Origin of the sequence: Photobacterium sp. S4TG1 (assembly GCF_036040035.1) — a bacterium.
In the GTDB taxonomy this organism is placed as follows: domain Bacteria; phylum Pseudomonadota; class Gammaproteobacteria; order Enterobacterales; family Vibrionaceae; genus Photobacterium.
In genome coordinates this window covers 163,506-176,170 of sequence record NZ_JAYXUH010000002.1, presented here as the reverse complement: position 1 = coordinate 176,170, position 12,665 = coordinate 163,506, and the positions used below count along the sequence as shown (strand labels likewise).

The window sequence follows — 12,665 nt, the reverse complement described above, 5'->3', positions numbered from 1 at the left end:
CGTTTGCAATTTAAAAGTGCTTTTTTCTCAATTATTTATAATGATGTAATTATTAAGTATTTTAAAGTAGGAGAGATGAAATGGATTTAAGTGATATTCGTCGAGAATATACTAAGGGTGGTTTGCGTCGGGATGACTTACCAAGTGAACCTCTCGATTTATTTAATAAGTGGCTTCAACAAGCGGTAGATGCCAACTTACCTGATCCAACTGCGATGACTATTGCAACTGTGAATGAAGAAGGTCAGCCATTTCAACGGATAGTTCTATTAAAAGATGTCGATAAAGAAGGTTTTATTTTTTATACCAATTTAAGTAGTCGTAAGGCTGAACAATTGCATATAAATAATAAGATAAGTTTGCATTTTCCATGGCATATACTTGAGCGCCAAGTCCACATTACTGGCCATGTAGAGCAACTATCAACAGTTGAAGTAATGAAATATTTTTCAAGTAGACCTAAAGAAAGTCAAATAGCCGCTTGGGCGAGTAAACAAAGTTCTCGTCTTTCTGCTCGTCAAGCCCTTGAAGGTAAGTTTTTTGAATTAAAGCAGAAATTTTCGGCTGGAGAAGTGCCGCTTCCAAATTTTTGGGGGGGATATAGGGTTAAGTTTGAATCGATTGAGTTTTGGCAAGGTGGTAAGCATCGCTTACATGATCGTTTTATATATTCACGTAACCAAAATAATGATTGGACTATTGAACGTCTAGCGCCATAAACTAATGAATTAGCGAAGTAATATACTCCGCTAATTTTATTAATATTCACGTAATATGATAGATTGCTGTGTTTTCAACATACTCTCTGGAATATGTGAACCAAAACCAGCATCAAGTGCTAATTCAATCAACTCACCTTTTGAATTAGCATTAAATTTATCTCGCAAGCGAACAACATAGTTTTCTACAGTTTTTACGGCTAACTGTAGTGTTTTAGATATGTACTGTGGTTTCTTACCGTACAGAAGTAAAAATAAGACTTCTGATTCGCGTGTATTCAGCAAAATATTTAAAGGGGGATTATTGAAATGATTACTCTTTTCTTGTTGCTGTTTAATCGTGTCAGTACGACAGAGCCAATGTCCAATTTCAAGTAGAGATGTATCTTTAAGTTCTATTCCTGAAAAGATGGTCCCAATAATTTTATTATTGTTGTCTCGCCATGCTGTTTTTGTGAATAAATGTGCTCGCCAAGACCCATCCGCGTAAGGATGAATATCAAGAATGCGTAACCGCTTTTCGGTTGTCATTACTTGTAAATCTTGTTGCTGAAAGATATATGCATATTTAGCGCTTAAATGGGGGATATCAAAATCTGTAAAACCAATACAATCAAGCGGGTTTTTAAAACCGATGATGTTAGAGTATTCCTCATTTACATAAACAAAAACTGAATTTATATCTTTACAACCCCAACAACCAGGTAATTGGTTTAATATATCTAATGAGGGGTGAGTACTATGAGTGTCCATTTCTTATGAGCTTTATGTCTATTATTAATAGTAATTTTCGTTGATTGTAATGAGTTTATTACATTGGGTAAATCTATATAGTATGTAATGCTCAATTTATAAGCGAAAATTTATTGAATAAAAAAAAGCCGATCATAGAGATCGGCAAAAACAAGACGTTGACTCCTAAGAGTATAATCCTGTACGACGTGTAGAAGAGATAATCAATAAGTGTTGTTATTTGATAGTACATATTACAACACTTACTGATTTTATCCTTACGGATAATTATTAATATTTCCCCAGCGTTGGATGAAATATTAACATGGCAACTATATCTAAGCCGATGATAACAAAATAGGGGGGAAATCACCCGTTGACATTTACACATTGTATTGATATGCATTCTTTGGTGTATGTTATTTAAGTCATTTCAGGGGGCCAAGTAAGCTTTTTTCCAAATCCTAAACTATTGTCTGTCATCTTTATCATCGTCAGTTTTATTTCCCAAATGGGTGCTGAAATAAGTTTTGCTGCAGGAAAAATATTGTAATAATTTTTTTTTGCTCGCTTTTCTTCTTTATTTGTTAGTTTTTCTATATAGCCTTTAAATTGAATACCTTTTATATCAATTATATTCTTTGGTTGAGGTGCTATAGTGCCTGCGATATTCTTATTTAGCATCATTAATTGGCTGTGGTAACTTTCTTCGCTCGTCATAATAAACAGAGACATTGTATTTGAGTCAAAAATATAATAACAATTAGCACACCATAAATCAGAATGGCTATTTACGCATAACGTTAATAAATGATTATTTTTTATAAAATCGCATATATGTTTGGTTTTATTCATTATATACCTCAAACTATTTATCAAATTAAAGTATTAGGAAAGGCTGGTTTTTTATAATCTATTTATACTAATAAAAATGAATAATTATACATAATTGACTTTATCTGTTATTAAGATGAAGGGCAATAAGTCTTCTCTTTCGATAATGGAACGATGATCAAGGTATAGTCGAGTGCTTGGCTACTTTATGATATCCGTTTTTTTAACTTATTGTTTATTATTGCTTTTTTATTATATTCATATGGTGTCGTTGTCAATAAAAGAGTGTTGTACCATTAATCAATCATATATCGAACAGAATATTTTAATTGAAGTTACATTCTCCGTAAAAAAAGCTGTCTTGATCATCGTTCTGCTACTGGTGTTGTTCGTTTTTTCTTAAAAATAAGACACTGAATAGTTAATGAGACAATAAAATCATAAGTAATAAAATTATTATTTACGACATGACATGAGTTAAGAGGCAAAATTATGTTGAAGTATAAACGTGGTTTTTGGGTTTTTTTCCTTTTAAATATATATAGTTACATGGTTATTGCTTCAACCCCTCATGATGTCATCTTAACAAAAACAGTCACTAATATTACCCAACAAAGTGAAGCATCGACACTGATCGATGCTAACCCTGGCGATGTGATTGAATACAATATTTATATCGCTAATAATACCTATAGTGCTATTTCAAATATTAATATTTCTACTTCTGTACCTCTTTTTACAACATTGCTAACAACCATTGATTGTAATGATGGCCATCTACCGCCAGTACTGAATTGTCAAATTTTCACTCCTGATGGTGTTAATAATACTGGATATCAAGGTGACATTACTTGGCAATTATTGGGCAAGCTTGAGGCCGGAGTTACGGCGCGAGTAAGTTATCAAGTAACGATTAAATAACGGTATCACTGGCGCTTTACTCATAACAAACGATAGTTGTTTTACTACTTATGGCTATCAATAAAATGCTGCAGTATTTGTAGGCTATTTGGTGAGTTTGCTTGTTCTGTAACTAAAAAGTTATAGATAGTATTTTCATGTTCAGCAACTAAATTAAATAATTCGTGGTATTGCTGAGCATTATCAGCTTGCTGTTGATAGCGTTGCTGGTAAGGGGCGACCCAAATAACCATGTTATCAATGAGTGCAGTCCATGAAAGGTGAAGCCATTTATTAGCGTCTTCTATACCTTGTTGTGACATTTTTTGATCATAATCTGGGCATGTTACACCTAAAGGGGCTAGTGCGAGTTTCAGTTTTTTAGCTGTTATTATCTCAACTTCTAATAAAGCATGCCATTTGTTGTTATGGCTAGGGTCACTATACTGTTCAATAAATGTGGTAAAAAAACTAATACCATAGAGCTCACCTAAATAAGCATTGTATAAATGATTAAGCGTCATAGTTGATCCATCATGATGAGTATTTTAGCTATGATATGCTGTTTTGTGGTGAATGTTGAGTATCAAGGAGACGGGTATGGCGTTGAGTATTTTTCCATCTTGGATTGGTGGCTATGAAATTAAGCAACATGTCACTAATCCTAATATAGAAGTGGGTGACTATAGCTACTATTCTGGTTACTACCATCAGCATCATTTTGAAGATCAATGCGTTCATTATTTGTTAGGGGATAAATCAAGTAATGAAGTTTGGCAATCTGGAATTTTTGGTGACGTTGATAAACTTATTATTGGCCGTTTTTGTTCAATTGCCAGTGGTGTTGTAATCATGATGGCGGGTAATCAAGGCCATCGGCATGATTGGATTTCATCATTTCCGTTTGATTTTGCAGAATTTGGTGATGGTGTTAAGAGTGGCTTTGAGCGAGCTGGGAATACGGTTATTGGAAATGATGTTTGGTTGGGAGCGGAATGTGTCATTATGCCAGGTGTTACCATTGGTGATGGTGCTGTAATTGGAACGCGGGCTGTGATCACAAAAGATGTTGAGCCATATTCAATTGTTGTTGGTAACCCTGGACGATGTGTTAAAAAGCGATTTAGCTCACCACAGATTAAATTACTACTAGAAATGCAATGGTGGCATTGGTCTCAAACACAATTAAAAGCAGCAATGGCAATAATGTGTAGTGCCGATATTGATCGTCTTTATGAATATTATATAACAATGGATAAGCCATCTACAGATGAATAATTGGTTATTTATTATCAAAAAAGCGAATTTGTTTGTGATCGGTAATGTTTTCTTACTATTTAGTATTCGCTGCAAGAATGCATAACTGATAACATTATTTTTATTAAGTCTATACACTCTTTCGATTGGAAAAACGCTATTAAAAGTGGTGCTTATTTGAACTTTTTGATTGATATGTCGCATATTTGTGTTAGTAAACGCTCAGAATATGAAAAAGTTCATATGTGACATTCAACTTAATTTGATTAAATGGTGCGGATTTATGCGAATTAAATCGATTTTTAGTCTTTAAATTGATCTAAACCAGTAAAATTTAAATTTTTAAGTGGTTTTTGAAACAAAAGTTGAGACATTAAAAAAAAATTGAGTAGTATGGGGTATAAGATACTTACTGAGTTGAATGATTATTACGCATTGAACTGAGTAAATATAAAACTGGATGTTGTTAATAAATCCGAAATTCGCCCTTAAATATTCTGATGAGATAACCATGAGCAATTCTTTAGTTCTTGTAATCAATTCTGGTAGTTCTTCACTTAAATTTGCATTGATTGATACGGTAACCGGTGAAGCTACGTTAAGTGGTCTTGGTGAGTGTTTTAATCTTCCTGAAGCCGTTGTTAGCTGGAAAGTGAACGGAGAAAAGCAAGAATTTAAACTTAATGGCCTTGATGGCCATCATCAACAAGCAATTGATCGTATTGTTGCTTTAGTTGATGAACTTGGTATGAAAGACGACATCGTGACAATTGGTCACCGTGTAGTACATGGCGGAACTAAGTTTAATTGTACTGTTCATGTTGATGAACAAGTTATGGCTGATATCGAAGCGTTGAGCGATTTAGCTCCGTTACATAATCCAGCTCATGTGCTAGGTATGCGAGCAGCAGCAAAAGCTTTTCCAACATTGTCTCAGTTTGCTGTATTTGATACTGCTTTCCACCAGACAATGCCTGAAAAAGCATATACTTATGCAATTTCTAAAGAAGTTTGTCAGCAATATAATATTCGTCGTTATGGTGCACACGGCACTAGCCATTATTATGTAACTCGTGAAGCGGCAAAACGCATTAATAAATCTGTTGAAGCATCAAGCTTTATTTCAGTTCATCTTGGTAATGGCGCATCGGTATGCGTGGTTAAAAATGGTGAAAGTATTGATACTTCAATGGGTTTCACTCCGCTTGCTGGTCTTATGATGGGAACGCGTTGTGGTGATATTGATCCAAGTATTCTTGAATATTTAATGAAGAAAGGTTGGTCACAAGAGCGTTTACATCAAGAACTAGTGAGTAACTCTGGTTTCTTAGGGGTTTCAGGTTTAACTAGTGACTGTCGTGGCATTATTGAAGCGATGGAAGCGGGTAATCATGACGCTAAACTTGCGTTTGAAGTTTTCTGTTACCGTGCGGCAAAATACATTGCTTCATACATGGTTGCATTAGATGAATTAGACGGCATTATCTTTACTGGTGGTATTGGTGAAAACTCTTTACCTGTACGCCGTGAAATTATGCGTTTATTGAAAATTTTTGGATACCGTGAAGATGTTGCAGGTAATGAAGCTGCACGTTTTGGCGCTGAAGGTATTATTAGTCAGGAGAATACACCATTAGCGATGGTTATTCCGACTAATGAAGAGTTTGTGATTGCACAGCAATCGCTAGCACTACTGAATGCTGAAGCATAAGTAGTTGCAAACCACCTTAGGTGGAACGCTAAGGTGATATTCTGAAGTGGAACGCAGAATATAGTGAACAGGAAAACGGCTTTGAGCATATGCTCAAAGCCGTTTTGCTTTTGATTGTGATTGTGATCACAATCATGTTTGGTTTTTATCGTATACAGTGAGGGTATATTTTTATGCGCTGGATACTGGCTAATGAAACAATTATCTTCAATATATTGTAATACTAAAAACACAACAACATTAGCGACAAGCGCTTGCACTACGATTTTAGTCGGTAATCAAGTTACTATTGATGGATCCTTTATTATTGCCCGTAATGAGGATCATGAAGCGATCAACGCGAAACACTTTAATTTCCATCCAGCTGAAGACTTGCAGCGGCAAGACTTCCATTCTATTGGATCTATGGGAAATAATTTCACCTACCCAGCAGCAAAAAATGCGCTGCAATACACGTCAAACTCTGATTTTGATACTAATGGTACCAGTTTTGGTGCTGCTGGATTTAACTCAGCCGGTGTTGGTATAACAGCAACGGAAACAGTGTTTAATAATGCACAAGTGCTCGCGATTGATCCTTATGTTACCGCTTCTGGTATTGGTGAAGATGCTATTGTTAATGTTATCTTGCCGCGAGTGCATAGTGCGCAAGAAGGTGTAGCTTTACTTGGTCATATTATTGAAACGCAAGGTACTGCTGAAGGGTTTGGCGTTGCGTTTGTTGATAAAGAGGGTATTTGGTATTTAGAAACAGGTAGTGGCCATCATTGGATGGCAGCTAAAATTCCAGCAGATAAATATTTTGTTTCCGCCAACCAAGGTCGGTTAGTTGATTATATTGCTGATCATCCCGATTTTATGGCTTCTGCTGGGTTAGTTGAATTTGCTAAAAAACACCAATTACCGTCGGCTGAAAATCGAGGTGTTTTTAATTTTCATCGTGCTTATTCTCAAGATATTGAGCGTGATAAAACATATAACTACCCACGGGTATGGACATTACAACACCTCTATACTGATGGTCTAACAACTAAAATAGATCAAGGCTCAACGTTTCCTGTTTATTTAACACCTAAGTATAAACTGAGCGTCTATGATGTCATGCAGGGGTTACGTAACCACTATCAGGCGACGGATCATGACGCTTATGCTCATTGTAATCCTAATGATTCTTACCGTCCGATAGCTGTTTTTCGTACTGAGCATTCTCACGTATTACACGTTCGGCCCCAGTTACCCATTGCGATTGGTGAGGTACAATATATAGCTTATGGAATGACGGCACTTAGTGTGTATTTACCTTTTTATCAAGGTATGACATCTGTACCTGAAGTACTCACGATTGGTGAAAATACAGCAGATAGCCATTCTGCATATTGGAAGTTCCGTAAACTACAAACATTAGCAATGATGAATTGGAATAAGTTTGCGCCTATTGTGCAGCAGGCTTACCATGATTTCGAGCAACAAACAGCCCATAAACAGCAACTGATGGAAGCTGAATATCTAACGTTGTATGTTCTTCATCCTCAACAAGCAATTGAACGTATTAATACTTTTGAACATGAAATATTAGCATTAGCGCTAGCATTGACAGAAGAATTAACCAATGAATTGTTTACGCTATTAACGATTGAAACGGATAAGTTATATAATTTTTCTGGGGCGTAATAAACACTGAGACATAATTTAAAAGACCACTGTCATTCATAATGAAGTGGTCTTTTAGGTTAATGTTAACGTCTAAATAGGCCGTTAAATATTAGCAATCGCGATTTGCTCATCACACCAGCGATAAGTTATGTCGAGCGTTGTTGTTTGGCATCCTTGGCATTCTTGACTGCAGGTTTTCATCATTTCACAACGTTCTATTTTTCCTCTTTTAATTAAATCATCAAGTAAAATCAATAGCCATTGTGGTTCACTGTCAAATTGCTGGCTGAGTTGAGTCAGTGAAATAATCCTTGCTGTTCGTACTGCATTTCTTACTGCAATTAAGGATACCATTAGTGACAGCCTCCACTTTTATGTTGTGGGGCTGTGGTTGGAATTGACATTTGCCAGTCAACTTTGTGGCTTAAATAACGAATTCCAATAATGAAGCTAGTAACGAGTAAGACCGCAAAAATCACCCAACCAATAGTGGCGATTGGATGCGCTATAAATGTAGCACTTTGGTAAAAAAGGATAGCTAATGCATAAGCCACTGCAATTCCCCAGAAAGTAGAAAACCAAGCCCAGTTGCGTCCAATTTCTTTAGCAATAACCCCGATGGTTGATACGCACGGTACATATAATAAAACGAAGATTAAATATGCATATGCGCCGACCATAGATCCAAATTGATGCTGCATTTGTCCCATCGCTGTTGTATTCATTGTGCCATCAGCTTCACTGGCTTTGATCGGGTTTTTCAATGTGGTTAATGAAAAACTATTCACGACGCCATTAATCGTATCTTGCCATGCGGTTTTTAATTCCGCGGATAAGTTGAAAGATTGGGAACCATTAAGAAGCTGCTTATTGGCTAATTCAGCGCTATAAAGGGTGTTAAGTGTACCAACAACAACTTCTTTAGCTAGGAAGCCCGTTAATAAGCCAACACTTGCAGGCCAATTTTGTTGGTTGACACCAAGTGGCGATAACACGGGTGTGACCCAACGACCAATATCTGATAATGCCGATTGTTGCTGTTGGCCTGGCTCAATAACTCGTCCAGAAAATGTAATGCTATTGAGTGCCATCACAATCATACAAATGGGAATTATCAGTCGACATGCTTTGACTAAAAAGCCACGAAGACGGCTCCAGCTATGGATTAAGGTCGTTTTAACACTAGGCACATGGTATGTTGGTAATTCCATGATAAAAGGCGATGGTTCGCCGGTTAATAACGTTTTCTTTAATATAAAACCCGTCAATACGGCAACTAAAATACCTAACAAGTAGAGTGAGAATACGATCAAGCTGCCCATACCTTGAAAAAAAGCAGCAGAAAAAACGCCAAAAATGGCCAGTCGAGCTCCACAAGACATAAAGGGCGCCATCATTGAAGTGAGAATACGATCCCTTGGTGTTTCAAGCGTACGCGAAGCCATTATTGATGGAATGTTACAACCAAAGCCAACAATGAGTGGCACAAATGATTTACCGGGTAAGCCTATTGATTGCATCAGACGGTCGATAACAAAAGCTGCTCGCGCCATATAGCCACTGTCTTCTAATACCGAAAGATATAAGAACATTAACCCTATTTGAGGGATAAAAGGCATTACAGTGTTTATACCGCCGCCAAGTCCCTGTGATAAAATGGCTGTTAGCCAAACAGGTAAACCGAGATATTGGCATAGCCACGCTGTACCGTGAATGAAGATTGCGGCTGAACCTTGATCAAAAATAGGTTGGAGCCCACCACCAATATTAATTGCAAACCAAAACATTAAATACATGACGAACAAAAAGATCGGTAACCCTAAATAACGATTCAACACTATTGAATCGATCCATTGAGTTAATTTGTGCTGAGTCGCTTGTTCATGAGAAGTACATTGATTGACGAGAGTAGCGACAGTTTGATAGCGAGAGTCGGCAATCAATAAATCAGCATGTTCACTATATGTTTGATAAAGTGAATTTTGATAGTGTGTTACACGATTTGGAATATCGGTATTAATTACGTGGTGCTGTGCTGAAATATCTGATTCAAGTAATCTTAATGCCAACCATTCTTTATTGTTATCTGCAATTAATTTATCAGGGAATTCAGCTGCTAATTGTGTGATAGCTTGATGTAACGGTGCTGGAAATTCTGTTTTAAATTGAGATAACTGAGGCGTAATAAGTTGTTTTTCTATTGCTGCTTTTAATGGATCGATACCTTTATTTTTATTGGCGATTAAACTGACGACTGGGCAACCAAGTTGAGCAGATAATTTTTCACTATCAATAACAATATTTTTTTGACGGGCAATGTCTAGCATATTAAGTACAACCAGACAGGGCACATTCATTTCAAGTAGTTGCAATGTGAGATAAAGGTTACGTTCTATATTGGCTGCATCAATAATGTTAACTACAAGATCGGCTTCACCACTTAAAATATACTCACACCCAATTTGTTCATCAAGAGATCCTTGTTCATCAAAAGAACTCATTGAATAAATACCGGGTAAATCTACTACCGTGACAGTTTTTTTTTGATAGTGATAAATGCCTTCTTTTTTATCAACTGTTACGCCCGCCCAATTGCCAGTTCGTTGTCTTGAACCTGTTAAAATGTTAAATAATGTGGTTTTGCCGCAGTTTGGGTTTCCCAATAAGGCAATATTATTTGCCATTATTATTTCTCCGAACAGAATATGATAATAGAAAAAATCACTAATAAATAAGAGATTAAAAGTATATTAACGTTATTAAAATTTATAATGAGTTACAAACGTAAATAGAAATCAATTACATTTATATCGAGATTGACAGCTATCGTCAAATATTATTTATAAATAGATATTAAGCCTGTTGGTATAATTATCACTATTTAATAATGGCATTAATATTTATATATTAATCATGGCCTTATTTTGATGGTATTTTATCGTTAGTACGAGAAATAATATGCTTTATAATAATGAGTAAGTGTTATTCTAGCTATTGTGAGAGTGTTTATTTATGATGTTTTAGGCTGCTGTAAATGAAAGATAACAACATCATCTCGTTCTATAATAGCATTGTGACGAAGCGAGTTTATGATCTATACGACGAACACAAAAAGTTACACTTTAAGATAAATGGTCACATGTTGACTCATATGTTATTTTTTATCGTTATATTTGTGATGAAGATAAGATTTAGAAGCGGTTATGTGCTTTTTAAAACGCTATTTCTGGTTTATTATCACTGTGTTTATAATCAGTATGTGAAATTTTTTATGTGGTTTGAAAGCAAGAAAAAAGCAGCCGTTGTGGATAAAGATAAATTAATTTCTGAACTTCATGAACTTGTTTTAAAACAATATAGCCAACATGATATTAAATTGATAAAGAACATAACCTCAAAAGGTGGTATTGAACTGCATTTTGCTGTTGCGGGTGAGGATGTCCTTCAGATGAGTATTGAATCATCTAATGTTTAATTTTATATCATAATAACCAGCCACAAAAAATGGCTGGTTATATCTTTTTTATAATTCATATTACGTTAATGCTATTTTTGTATTTGATTAATATTATAACTTTATTTCATTAAATTAACCTGTAGGTTCGGTTATAATAATTTCAATGATTGAGATTCATTTTAGAATAGATTAAAGCCGTTATAATGCATTTCTGTGGTGAATGATTGTTCGTGTATATCTTGATTTTTATCGTAGTATAAAATATTTCGTTTATTATCCTAAGTTATCACGATACTGCTATTGGCTTAGATAGTGTATTGGTTTTATAAAAGTATAAAAATGCCGAGCCAGTAATTAGCTCGACATTTTATATTATTTCTATACCGTTAAATAAAATCGATATAAGGCGAATTAAAGTTAGTTAGATTCGGGAATATTGATAGTATTTGTGCTTCTGATAAACCAACCCAACGACACAATGAAGCATTGACTTGGTCTGCTGCAATCGTTGGAATAATACGACCATTATTATAATTATGTTGGCTATCGACAGTTAATTGCGGCCATTCTCCATAGATGGCTTTACCACGAACGGCATCTCCCGTTACGATTTGGTGTCCAGTCATAAGTATTACCAATATTTTCAGTATCCAACTGCCATAGATCTTGCTGTAGGTTATATGTCATCAATAATTGTGGCAATGTAACTCCACGATTATTGATGATGTCAGTGTTGATACTCACCTTGAGTACCCTGTCCAGATCGTTAGCTAAGCCTGCAAAAACGTCAGGATCGGTTAATATCGCTTTAATTGTTGCTTGTAAATCGCCACGAATGCCATCACCGTTATCTATGAAGACTTATGCAATCCATTTTGTATAATTACGGTTACTGTTGAAAAGATCTTTTAGCTTTGGTAAATGAAAAGTAGGTGGTGTTGAAAATGGTTCATCAAACCAAGCATCAAAACCATTTTTTTGAAGGTGATCTATTTGTCCTTTTTTAGGCCCGAACGAACCACGATAAAGAAATTTTGCGCATTGACGGCGGTCAGCGCTATATATTCTAGTGTCTGTCATAATTATTCCAGTTGATACTAATTTTGTATCAATCTTATTAGTGAAGTATATGGATTCTTTCGAGATGATAATACTATATATATTTCACTAGGGAATAGGTGCATTTAAATGCTGACATATAACTGACTTTTTGTACTAAAATATAGACTGATGTTAATAGTGGCCATTAATCAATATTAAAACAACTGATATTAAATACTTCAGTTAGATATTAAATTATTTGTGCAAAAGAAAGTGATTTTTATATTAATGGATTATTGGGTATATTATTAATTAGAATAATAACTCTATTTGTTTTTATGGCGATATAAAAAAGCCCTCA

General features: G+C 35.3%; 14 protein-coding genes. 6 read left to right on the top strand and 8 right to left on the bottom strand.

The features are described 5' to 3' along the window. Window positions 1–80 precede the first annotated feature (80 nt). The gene (gene pdxH / locus VXS03_RS04450) at window positions 81–719 is read left to right on the top strand and encodes a pyridoxamine 5'-phosphate oxidase (RefSeq protein WP_327762210.1); all 639 of its coding nucleotides are present in this window, start codon (window positions 81–83) and stop codon (window positions 717–719) included. A 39-nt stretch (window positions 720–758) separates the two neighbouring features. Here the strand turns inward: pdxH and VXS03_RS04445 are convergent, their stop codons facing one another. Continuing rightward, window positions 759–1,472 carry a PAS domain-containing protein gene (locus VXS03_RS04445; RefSeq protein WP_327762208.1) on the bottom strand — a complete coding sequence of 238 codons (714 nt, stop codon included), beginning with the start codon at window positions 1,470–1,472 and terminating at the stop codon, window positions 759–761. 402 nt (window positions 1,473–1,874) lie between these two features. After that, window positions 1,875–2,306: a YhbP family protein gene (locus VXS03_RS04440; protein ID WP_327762207.1), complete on the bottom strand. Its 432-nt coding sequence runs from the start codon at window positions 2,304–2,306 to the stop codon at window positions 1,875–1,877. A 471-nt stretch (window positions 2,307–2,777) separates the two neighbouring features. On the opposite strand from VXS03_RS04440, the gene VXS03_RS04435 reads away from it, so the two are divergent. After that, window positions 2,778–3,206 (top strand): DUF11 domain-containing protein, encoded by a 429-nt coding sequence (locus VXS03_RS04435; protein WP_327762206.1) that lies wholly within the window; start codon window positions 2,778–2,780, stop codon window positions 3,204–3,206. 44 nt (window positions 3,207–3,250) lie between these two features. Here the strand turns inward: VXS03_RS04435 and VXS03_RS04430 are convergent, their stop codons facing one another. Further along, window positions 3,251–3,709 (bottom strand): hypothetical protein, encoded by a 459-nt coding sequence (locus tag VXS03_RS04430; RefSeq protein ID WP_327762205.1) that lies wholly within the window; start codon window positions 3,707–3,709, stop codon window positions 3,251–3,253. A gap of 76 nt (window positions 3,710–3,785) precedes the next feature. On the opposite strand from VXS03_RS04430, the gene VXS03_RS04425 reads away from it, so the two are divergent. The 3 genes from VXS03_RS04425 (at window position 3,786) to VXS03_RS04415 (ending at window position 7,824) form a co-directional block, all read left to right on the top strand. Beyond that, on the top strand, window positions 3,786–4,463 hold the full coding sequence (locus VXS03_RS04425; protein WP_327762204.1) for a CatB-related O-acetyltransferase: 678 nt from the start codon (window positions 3,786–3,788) through the stop codon (window positions 4,461–4,463). A gap of 490 nt (window positions 4,464–4,953) precedes the next feature. Further along, window positions 4,954–6,153: an acetate/propionate family kinase gene (locus VXS03_RS04420; protein WP_327762203.1), complete on the top strand. Its 1,200-nt coding sequence runs from the start codon at window positions 4,954–4,956 to the stop codon at window positions 6,151–6,153. 192 nt (window positions 6,154–6,345) lie between these two features. Then, a complete protein-coding gene (locus tag VXS03_RS04415; RefSeq protein WP_327762202.1) occupies window positions 6,346–7,824 on the top strand; it encodes a C69 family dipeptidase in 1,479 nt (492 codons plus the stop codon). Window positions 7,825–7,908: 84 nt separating this feature from the next. On the opposite strand, the gene VXS03_RS04410 is transcribed toward VXS03_RS04415, so the two are convergent. Both VXS03_RS04410 and feoB read right to left on the bottom strand, forming a co-directional pair. Continuing rightward, window positions 7,909–8,160, bottom strand: coding sequence for a FeoC-like transcriptional regulator (locus tag VXS03_RS04410; protein WP_327762201.1), 252 nt, complete (start codon window positions 8,158–8,160; stop codon window positions 7,909–7,911). After that, window positions 8,160–10,490 (bottom strand): Fe(2+) transporter permease subunit FeoB, encoded by a 2,331-nt coding sequence (feoB, locus tag VXS03_RS04405; RefSeq protein ID WP_327762200.1) that lies wholly within the window; start codon window positions 10,488–10,490, stop codon window positions 8,160–8,162. Before feoB ends, VXS03_RS04410 begins: the two co-directional genes overlap by 1 nt. Before the next feature lie 350 nt (window positions 10,491–10,840). Between feoB and VXS03_RS04400 the strand changes: the two genes are divergently transcribed. Beyond that, the gene (locus VXS03_RS04400; RefSeq protein WP_327762199.1) at window positions 10,841–11,281 is read left to right on the top strand and encodes a hypothetical protein; all 441 of its coding nucleotides are present in this window, start codon (window positions 10,841–10,843) and stop codon (window positions 11,279–11,281) included. A 368-nt stretch (window positions 11,282–11,649) separates the two neighbouring features. Here VXS03_RS04400 and VXS03_RS04395 read toward each other — a convergent pair whose 3' ends face one another. The 3 genes from VXS03_RS04395 to VXS03_RS04385 all read right to left on the bottom strand — a co-directional run bounded on the left by VXS03_RS04395 (window position 11,650) and on the right by VXS03_RS04385 (window position 12,343). Continuing rightward, window positions 11,650–11,889, bottom strand: coding sequence for a hypothetical protein (locus VXS03_RS04395; RefSeq protein WP_327762198.1), 240 nt, complete (start codon window positions 11,887–11,889; stop codon window positions 11,650–11,652). Beyond that, a complete protein-coding gene (locus VXS03_RS04390; protein WP_327762197.1) occupies window positions 11,846–12,007 on the bottom strand; it encodes a hypothetical protein in 162 nt (53 codons plus the stop codon). The genes VXS03_RS04395 and VXS03_RS04390 overlap by 44 nt, the downstream gene beginning before the upstream one ends. Window positions 12,008–12,124: 117 nt before the next feature. Further along, a complete protein-coding gene (locus VXS03_RS04385; RefSeq protein ID WP_327762196.1) occupies window positions 12,125–12,343 on the bottom strand; it encodes a hypothetical protein in 219 nt (72 codons plus the stop codon). Window positions 12,344–12,665 lie beyond the last annotated feature (322 nt).

What these genes read in the sequence shown, in the direction of transcription:
- pdxH (WP_327762210.1), top strand. Translation starts at nt 81, where the DNA reads ATGGATTTAAGTGATATTCGTCGAGAATATACTAAGGGTGGTTTGCGT.
- VXS03_RS04445 (WP_327762208.1), bottom strand. Translation starts at nt 1,472, where the DNA reads ATGGACACTCATAGTACTCACCCCTCATTAGATATATTAAACCAATTA.
- VXS03_RS04440 (WP_327762207.1), bottom strand. Translation starts at nt 2,306, where the DNA reads ATGAATAAAACCAAACATATATGCGATTTTATAAAAAATAATCATTTA.
- VXS03_RS04435 (WP_327762206.1), top strand. Translation starts at nt 2,778, where the DNA reads ATGTTGAAGTATAAACGTGGTTTTTGGGTTTTTTTCCTTTTAAATATA.
- VXS03_RS04430 (WP_327762205.1), bottom strand. Translation starts at nt 3,709, where the DNA reads ATGACGCTTAATCATTTATACAATGCTTATTTAGGTGAGCTCTATGGT.
- VXS03_RS04425 (WP_327762204.1), top strand. Translation starts at nt 3,786, where the DNA reads ATGGCGTTGAGTATTTTTCCATCTTGGATTGGTGGCTATGAAATTAAG.
- VXS03_RS04420 (WP_327762203.1), top strand. Translation starts at nt 4,954, where the DNA reads ATGAGCAATTCTTTAGTTCTTGTAATCAATTCTGGTAGTTCTTCACTT.
- VXS03_RS04415 (WP_327762202.1), top strand. Translation starts at nt 6,346, where the DNA reads ATGAAACAATTATCTTCAATATATTGTAATACTAAAAACACAACAACA.
- VXS03_RS04410 (WP_327762201.1), bottom strand. Translation starts at nt 8,160, where the DNA reads ATGGTATCCTTAATTGCAGTAAGAAATGCAGTACGAACAGCAAGGATT.
- feoB (WP_327762200.1), bottom strand. Translation starts at nt 10,490, where the DNA reads ATGGCAAATAATATTGCCTTATTGGGAAACCCAAACTGCGGCAAAACC.
- VXS03_RS04400 (WP_327762199.1), top strand. Translation starts at nt 10,841, where the DNA reads ATGAAAGATAACAACATCATCTCGTTCTATAATAGCATTGTGACGAAG.
- VXS03_RS04395 (WP_327762198.1), bottom strand. Translation starts at nt 11,889, where the DNA reads ATGACTGGACACCAAATCGTAACGGGAGATGCCGTTCGTGGTAAAGCC.
- VXS03_RS04385 (WP_327762196.1), bottom strand. Translation starts at nt 12,343, where the DNA reads ATGACAGACACTAGAATATATAGCGCTGACCGCCGTCAATGCGCAAAA.